This window comes from Vreelandella sp. L-25, assembly GCF_056857535.1.
Genome location: NZ_JBSXNH010000067.1, coordinates 60,391 through 67,479, shown reverse-complemented (window position 1 = coordinate 67,479; position 7,089 = coordinate 60,391). Strand labels below are relative to the sequence as shown.

Genomic DNA, 7,089 nt, shown 5'->3' with positions numbered 1-7,089 from the left:
CGCGTACCGTGCTTGGAAATCGGCGGGTAATGGGCGAGGGCCCTGGTGGAACGCCGGAGCCTCGCACATGAATCAGGCCCTACCTAGAAAGTGGTTTTATGATCAGGGCCTGATATCGATACTGGATACGGTAAGATGGCTCAAACGTTGTTCGTGAACCGCCGTGGTACGGAACCGTATGCCCGGTGGTGTGAGAGGACGGGGGAGGTGACTCCCCTTCCTACTCGATTTTGTTCACGGCTGTTTTTGATCGCGGTGTCTATGCTGAATACAGTGAATAGACAATGGATCGTTAAGGAGACGTACACAATGCAACCGGTACTAGCCTTTGATGTATACGGCACGCTAATTGATACCCAGGGGGTAACCGTTGAACTGGAACGCCGCCTAAGCGATGTCACCAAGGCAGGCGAGTTTGCCAAACGCTGGCGGGAAAAGCAGCTGGAGTACAGCTTCCGCCATGGCCTGATGGGGGCTTATGTGTCCTTTACCGAGTGCACGCGTGAAGCGCTGGTATTCACCGATCGAGCGCTACAAACCGGCCTTTCCGATAATGACCACGACCACTTAATGGCCGTTTATGCGGAGCTGCCTGCGTTCCCAGATGTGGTGCCTGCGCTGGACCAACTGCGCGATGCGGGCATCCGCTGCGTGGCCTTTTCCAACGGCACGGAAGAAGCTGTTAGCCAACTGCTGACTCGCGCAGGTGTGAGGAGTCATATGGATGTCGTGATCAGTGTCGATGAGGTAAAGCGCTTCAAGCCCGACCCCGCCGTTTATGCCTACCTACGCACGTGGCTAGAAACGCGCCCGGAAAACACCTGGCTGATCTCTAGCAACCCCTTTGATGTGATTGGTGCGGCCCACGCGGGCCTGCGTAGCGCCTGGGTACGCCGCCATTCGGACGCTCCCTTCGACCCCTGGGGCATTGAGCCGGATATGACGGTACCTGAATTAGAAACGCTGGCGGAACGGATGATGCGATAGGTTGGTATCTACCGCTATCGGCCCCATAATGGTGGGCAGAACCCTCCTTACATGGAACACAATATGTCGAAAAAAATCTACTGCATCGCTAGCTTCAAACCCAAGGCTGGTAAAGAGGAAGCCGTATTTAAAGCGCTACAGACGTTAGAACCCAATACGCACCGCGAAGATGCCTGCTTACACTACACGGTGACTCGCCAGATCGATAACCCGTTTGCCCAAGGCACTAGCTACCCGATTGTGTTCCATGAAATTTGGGCCAGTCGCGAAGAGTTTGAAGCCCACTGCCAGCGTAAAGAGATTCAAGACTTCTTCGCCAAGCACGTTGAGTCGCCCGATGGCGACATTGAAGACGCCAATGTATGCGTTTACACCGATGAACCGTGGAATTTCGACGCTCCCAAGGTGTAACCGCCTTCAGCGTGTAGAATAGGCGAACGAAAGAGAGCGACGACGGAGCCACCATGACCGAAAAGAAGATGAACGTTGAAAGCTTTAACCTGGATCACACCAAGGTGAAAGCGCCCTACGTACGTTTGGCCGATATTAAAGAGGGCCAGAACGGCGACCGTATCCACAAGTATGACCTGCGGATCTGCCAGCCCAACAAAGAGCACATGGAGATGCCCGCGCTGCACTCCCTGGAGCACTTAATGGCGGAAATGTCGCGCAACCATACCGATAAAGTGGTCGATATCAGCCCGATGGGCTGCCAGACCGGCTTCTATATCGCGTTGATCAACCACGATGATTACGACGATGTGCTGTCGATCATCGAGAAAACCCTCAACGACGTACTAACCGCCACCGAAGTGCCCGCTTGCAACGAAATGCAGTGCGGCTGGGCCGCCAGCCACAGCCTGGAAGGCGCTCAGGAACTCGCCAAAGGCCTGTTAGCCAAGCGCAGTGAGTGGACGGAAGTGTTTGCTTAAACAGCCTTGAGTCGATTCAGAACGCAAAACGCCCCCGTCTGGGGCGTTTTAGTGTGAGCTTGAAAAACTGAAGGCACCTAACGCTGTGTTGACTAAAAAGGTGCTGAAACTGCCTTGAGAATGCTGTGTTGTCCAAGTTGCTCTGGTAGCACACGTGCTGAGTACTCACCCTCTATTTCTTGGCAAATCTCTCGGTATGCTTGCAATTTAGGGCCTTTTTGTACCTTCGGTGCCTGACTAATAAACACCATATCGTCAGGGTTATGGCCAGAAATTTTAAGGCGGCGTAAATGCGCTAGCCACTTATCACCCTTCTCAATAATTTTGCTGGCGTCATCCAAATCAAAACTGATGGGTTTGATGGCCTGTCGTATGTGTGCGCCTTCCTGCCAGACGAACGGCAACTTTACGCGCACGATATCGTTTCCCAGCGTTTGCTCTGTGTAACGACGGTTCAGCGATTTTAGCCATTGCGTGACATCTTTGGTGAGCTGTTCTTCTGGTGATGCTACGTGCTTAAAATCATGATGAACATAGCGGTTGAATAGCTCATCCAGCGCTGCTTGTGGGTCTTTGGCGGCGAGCGTGCCTGGCCTGCTAAAGCGAAACATGGCTTCACGAGGCTCTATTAAATCTTTGAAAATGCGCAGCTGCACCTCAGGTTGGCCTTGGTGCTGGTTGGCTAGATCAACCGTCCTCTTGAGCTCTGTGACGAAATGTTGGCGTGCCTGAGTAAACACTTTTGCTGGCAGTTTATCGAAAAATTGTGTGATGCGTTTGCGAGCAACGGTTTCAACGCGTTGAAGGAACACGCCGTTATTGCAGAGCATGATGATTCCCAGGTTCGCGAACTCACCCGTATCTAGGTAGGGCTGAAAGCGCAGTACTGCATAATTACAAATAATGGCGCTCATATCAGGCTCCAGAAGGAAGGATCGCGTAACCGTGCTAATAGATTGAAGCGCTCTGCCAGTGAGGGGTGTATCTCTGAGGTGTCATCGTCTATATCGTGATAGAGCCACTCCAGAGGAATCGAATCGATGATCATATCCCAATCGTTCAGGGCCGCGTCAAGCACCGCCTCGTGGCGTGCGCGTACTTCCAGGTCCGCAAAACATGCACGTTGATGGCTAAATACATGATTTTCAAAATCGCCGTTACCGTTGATAGGGTCGAAAGCTAGATTATGATCAATCACTACCAAACCGTTCACTGAGCTCCATAGCAGGTTGACGTTGCCTCCTTGAGCGCTCAGGCGACGATCCTCATTGTTAACCCACATATCGAATAGCAAAAGCCGCTGCTGAATCACTTCATCGACTTCTGAGATTTGTGAAAAAAGCAGATCCTGGCTATGCGCAGCGACCTTAGAAGCGAATGCTAGCCCGCCTTTCAGATCGGAGGCGCGAGGCTCCATGGAAAAATCTAGCATGCCTGCTGGAAATCGCATCAAAGCGTACTCAGCGATAGGTAATTCACACCGCCGTGCCAATTCAGCGCAAATGAGTTCAGCGACCAATGACGGTTGGCCAACGCCATGGATACCTTTGACCACGTACTGCTCATCCATAACATCACGCACAATAAATGGCTGAGTGCGGCCTTGAGTTGATTGGCGCAGAATCTCCTTGGCTTCTACGATGCGGGGCTTTTCCATCATCACCTCACCAGCCGCCAGTGGTCGTCGTCCTGCTGGGCTTGGCCGAGGGCGGCCAGCGCGGAGAGTACCTCGTTGACGCCTTTTAGCGGTTTGCGTTTGAACTGGGCGGCTAGGCTTTCCGCGCTGTGGGGGCTTTGGGCGAGCATGTCCCGCAGCAGCGTGACCTGGGTGGCGAGGTCTTTGGGCCAGGTGGCTTTTGTTTTGTCGGCGGCTGGGGCGCTGGCCTCAGCCGTGGTGCTTTGCAGCTCTTTTTGGGTGGGGGCGGCTTCTTCTGGAGCTTGGTAATCCGGGCGTAGCCAGCGCACCTTGCCTTGCGCTTCTTCTGCGGCGCGCTGTTTGTTGAGCGCCACTAGGCGCATTAGTAACTCTTCTTCGGCTTCTGCCTGGGCGGCGGGTTTACCCGGCAGGGGCGTGGTGGCACCGGGCAAGCCCACAAGTGCTTTTGCCAAGTCATCCCAGCCGTAGGCGTTAAATACCGCGCGGTCTAAGGCGTCGTGGTCGGCAAGCAGGGTGCTGACCAAGCCTTGTTGGTTGATGGTTTGCTCTTTGGCGTTGAGTTCTTCGCCTGCGCGCAGCTTCTCCATCACGTTGTACATACCGGTAAGCGTGAGTGTGGGGTGCTCGGCCTGCTGACGCTTGCGGTGAGCGTCGATCTGCTCGGCCAGTTGGCCGATCTTCGCCGCCTGCTCGTCGGTCAGTTCTGGGAAAGGGAAGGTCTCGAAACAGCGGGTTTTGTTATAACGAACATCGCCTACGTACATCCCAAGTGAGCCACCATTGGCATTGGCCCACCGAAAGTGCATACGGCTCGATAAGACTCCTAGACACGTAGGATTATCAATAGCGATATTTACCAGCATATTATCTGGAAGAATATCAGCATCTAAGAAGGTAAAAAGACGATGTTTCGCCGTTTCTACCGTGGCGATGTAGCGGGGAAGGCCATTAGCATAACGACGCCAATCTTTTCTCGCTTCACCGAAAATCCACCAATTATTACGATAAGTGGCACGCTTGTTCTGGTCTCGCTCAGGCTTAACGCGTTCGAATATCCATTGATAAACAGACGGGAACTGCCGCTTTACCTCGTCGGCGGTTAGACCGAAAAGGTCTATTACTTTGACGCCACGTGGAGTTTGGGTGAGGTCTCGACCGTTGCGGTAATTGCGGATTACCTGCTTAAGAGTTGGGTTGTTATCCAGGCCAAGCTGGTTGGCTTCTTCTGGAGTTACAATAAAGCCAGCCCCATGTAATTTCACACCGGGTGAGCTAATTTCTTGGTTGGCTTTCAGAAATTGCGCCCCTGCCACATCCGCCCCAATACTCAAATCGGCAAACACCTTACCCTCGCGGCGGCTTAGTGCCACATTGCGGGCTTCGCGGCTTTCATCGCTGTTTTCATTAGTCACTTGCTGTAGCAGCCCCGGCGCTTCGCCTGCGCGGCCTACGGTCATGGCGATACGCACGGCGGCACCGTCGTTGCCATCGACCCAGGGGTGGTCGGGAATCGCGAAGGTGAGCGAAAGTGGCTTTTTAGCATCGTTTAAATGTGGTTCCAGTACGCGGCGGTTGAAGGTTTGGCGCAGGCTGTTGGTGGTAATAAAGCCAAACTGTTGAGCGTGGCCGTTGCGCACCGCCTCGGCGGCAATGTGCCACCAGTACATCACAAAATCGGCAGATTCCGGCACCGTGCCTTTAAATACCTGACGCACGGCGTCTACATAGCCATCGCCGAGGGCGCGGCGCATGGTAGAGGCCCCAATAAACGGCGGGTTGCCGACAATGTAATCCGCTTCTGGCCACTCGGCACGCCTGGGGTTGTGGTAGCGGTACACGGGGGTGCGGGCGGCTTCATCGGGGATCAGCTCGCCGGTGGCGGGGCTTTTCTTCATGCTGATGCCGTCCCAGATGGTGACTTCCTGGCCATTGTCATCCAGCAGCGGTTCGCGGCGTTCAAATTCTATCAGCGCATCGCGGTTTTCGATGTTGTGGAAGTCTTTGAGTATCGGCTCGGGCAGGTCGAGCTTGCCGTTAATGCGGTAGTGCCACTGAAGGTAACCAATCCACAGCACAATTTCGGCAATGACGGCGGCGCGGGGGTTAATTTCCATGCCGAGGAACTGCTGGGGCGAGACGGTAAAGCCTTCGGCTTCCAAGGAGTCTTGCCCGCCGCTGAGGTCGGCAATCAGGTTTAACACCTCACCTTCCAGGCGCTTCATGTGCTCAAGCGCGACATACAGGAAGTTGGCGCTGCCGCAGGCGGGGTCCAGCACGCGTACTTGGCAGAGCTTGTGGTGAAAGGCGCGCAGGCTCTCTAGCGCTTTATCGGTTTTGCCTTTCTGGTTGTGGGTTTCCGCGACCACCTGGGCGGTGGCCCACTCCCGGCGTAGCGGTTCAATCAGCGTGGGCATCACCAGCCGCTCGACGTAAGCGCGGGGCGTGTAGTGGGCACCTAGTTTGTGGCGTTCGCGGGGGTCTAGGGCGCGCTCCAGCAGCGTGCCGAAAATGGCCGGTTCCACAAAGCGCCAGTCGGCTTTGGCGGCATCAATCAATAACTGAATTTGTTCGGGGGTGAGCGGGATGGGGTCGATGCCTTTGAACAGGCCGCCGTTAAAGCGCATTACCTTGGCCGTGAGCACGCCGCTAAAACCGCCGCTGTTCATGCTTTCCCATAACGAGCCAATGGCGTCGGCAAAGTGCTCGGGGGTCTCTTTCATGCGGGTGAGGAAGTCGGTAAAGCTGTTTTTAGGCAGTAGCTCTACGTCTTCACTGAACATGGTGAACAGGCAGCGCTTCAAAAAGTGCGCCACGCGGTCCACTTCGTAACCATCGGCTTCCAGCGCTTTGGCAAGCTGGGCTAGCGTTGCGCTGACTTCACGGGTCACGCGGGCAGCGTATTGGCTCGGGTCTAGGGTGTCGGGCGCTTCCCACAAGGCTTTTAGGCGTTGTTGAACCTCAGGTTGGCGCAGGTCTTCCAGCTTGATGCGGTAGTTGCGCGGGTCGGGGAAGGGCACATAGGTGCCGCCAGAGCGCGAAAATTCCGAATACAGTGCCAGGGTGCGGCCCACATCCGTTACCACAATAAACGGCGGGCGGCCTTCGTTGGCGGGCAGGGCGCGCACGTACTGGTCGGCTTGGTTATAGGCCGCCTGCATGGCTTTATCCCAACCTTTGGTTTCTAGCCCTTTGCCGGTTTGCTTGGCTTCCAGTACAAAGGCGCCGCGCTTGTAGAGGTCGATAAAACCGCGGTTCTCGCTGCCGTCGGGGTTTTGAATATCTACCCGGCGCTCAAAGGTGTAGGCGTTTTCACTGTTGTCTTTGCTGGCGGGGTCGGGCGTGGGTAGCGCAAGCAGTGCGCATAGCTCTGAAAGGAATAGCTGATAGTTGGCCTTTTCGGTGCCGGTAGTGCCCTTCCAGCGGGCAATAAAGGTATCAACGGCTTCAGGCGTAGCAACAGCAGCGGGCGCGTCAAACATCAGCAAGCATCCTTTCAGGCAGCAGTATTTAACA

6 protein-coding genes are annotated in these 7,089 nt (G+C 55.0%); 3 read left to right on the top strand and 3 right to left on the bottom strand.

Annotated elements, in window-relative coordinates:
• Window positions 1-309 precede the first annotated feature (309 nt).
• From AC13CN_RS10905 to AC13CN_RS10895, 3 genes are all read left to right on the top strand, one after another.
• Complete coding sequence (locus tag AC13CN_RS10905; RefSeq protein ID WP_228219439.1) at window positions 310-987, top strand: haloacid dehalogenase type II; 678 nt, start codon at window positions 310-312, stop codon at window positions 985-987.
• Window positions 988-1,050: 63 nt separating this feature from the next.
• Complete coding sequence (locus tag AC13CN_RS10900; RefSeq protein ID WP_044630276.1) at window positions 1,051-1,398, top strand: putative quinol monooxygenase; 348 nt, start codon at window positions 1,051-1,053, stop codon at window positions 1,396-1,398.
• Between the two features lie 53 nt (window positions 1,399-1,451).
• Entirely contained in the window at window positions 1,452-1,919 is a 468-nt protein-coding gene (locus AC13CN_RS10895) for an S-ribosylhomocysteine lyase (protein ID WP_054641158.1), read from the top strand.
• Window positions 1,920-2,011: 92 nt separating this feature from the next.
• Here the strand turns inward: AC13CN_RS10895 and AC13CN_RS10890 are convergent, their stop codons facing one another.
• The 3 genes from AC13CN_RS10890 to AC13CN_RS10880 are packed head-to-tail and all read right to left on the bottom strand — an operon-like array spanning window position 2,012 to window position 7,055.
• On the bottom strand, window positions 2,012-2,833 hold the full coding sequence (locus AC13CN_RS10890; RefSeq protein ID WP_054641159.1) for a DUF3037 domain-containing protein: 822 nt from the start codon (window positions 2,831-2,833) through the stop codon (window positions 2,012-2,014).
• A complete protein-coding gene (locus tag AC13CN_RS10885) occupies window positions 2,830-3,579 on the bottom strand; it encodes a HipA family kinase (RefSeq protein ID WP_058577478.1) in 750 nt (249 codons plus the stop codon). Before AC13CN_RS10885 ends, AC13CN_RS10890 begins: the two co-directional genes overlap by 4 nt.
• On the bottom strand, window positions 3,579-7,055 hold the full coding sequence (locus AC13CN_RS10880; protein WP_228219440.1) for a class I SAM-dependent DNA methyltransferase: 3,477 nt from the start codon (window positions 7,053-7,055) through the stop codon (window positions 3,579-3,581). The genes AC13CN_RS10885 and AC13CN_RS10880 overlap by 1 nt, the downstream gene beginning before the upstream one ends.
• Between the last annotated feature and the right edge of the window lie 34 nt (window positions 7,056-7,089).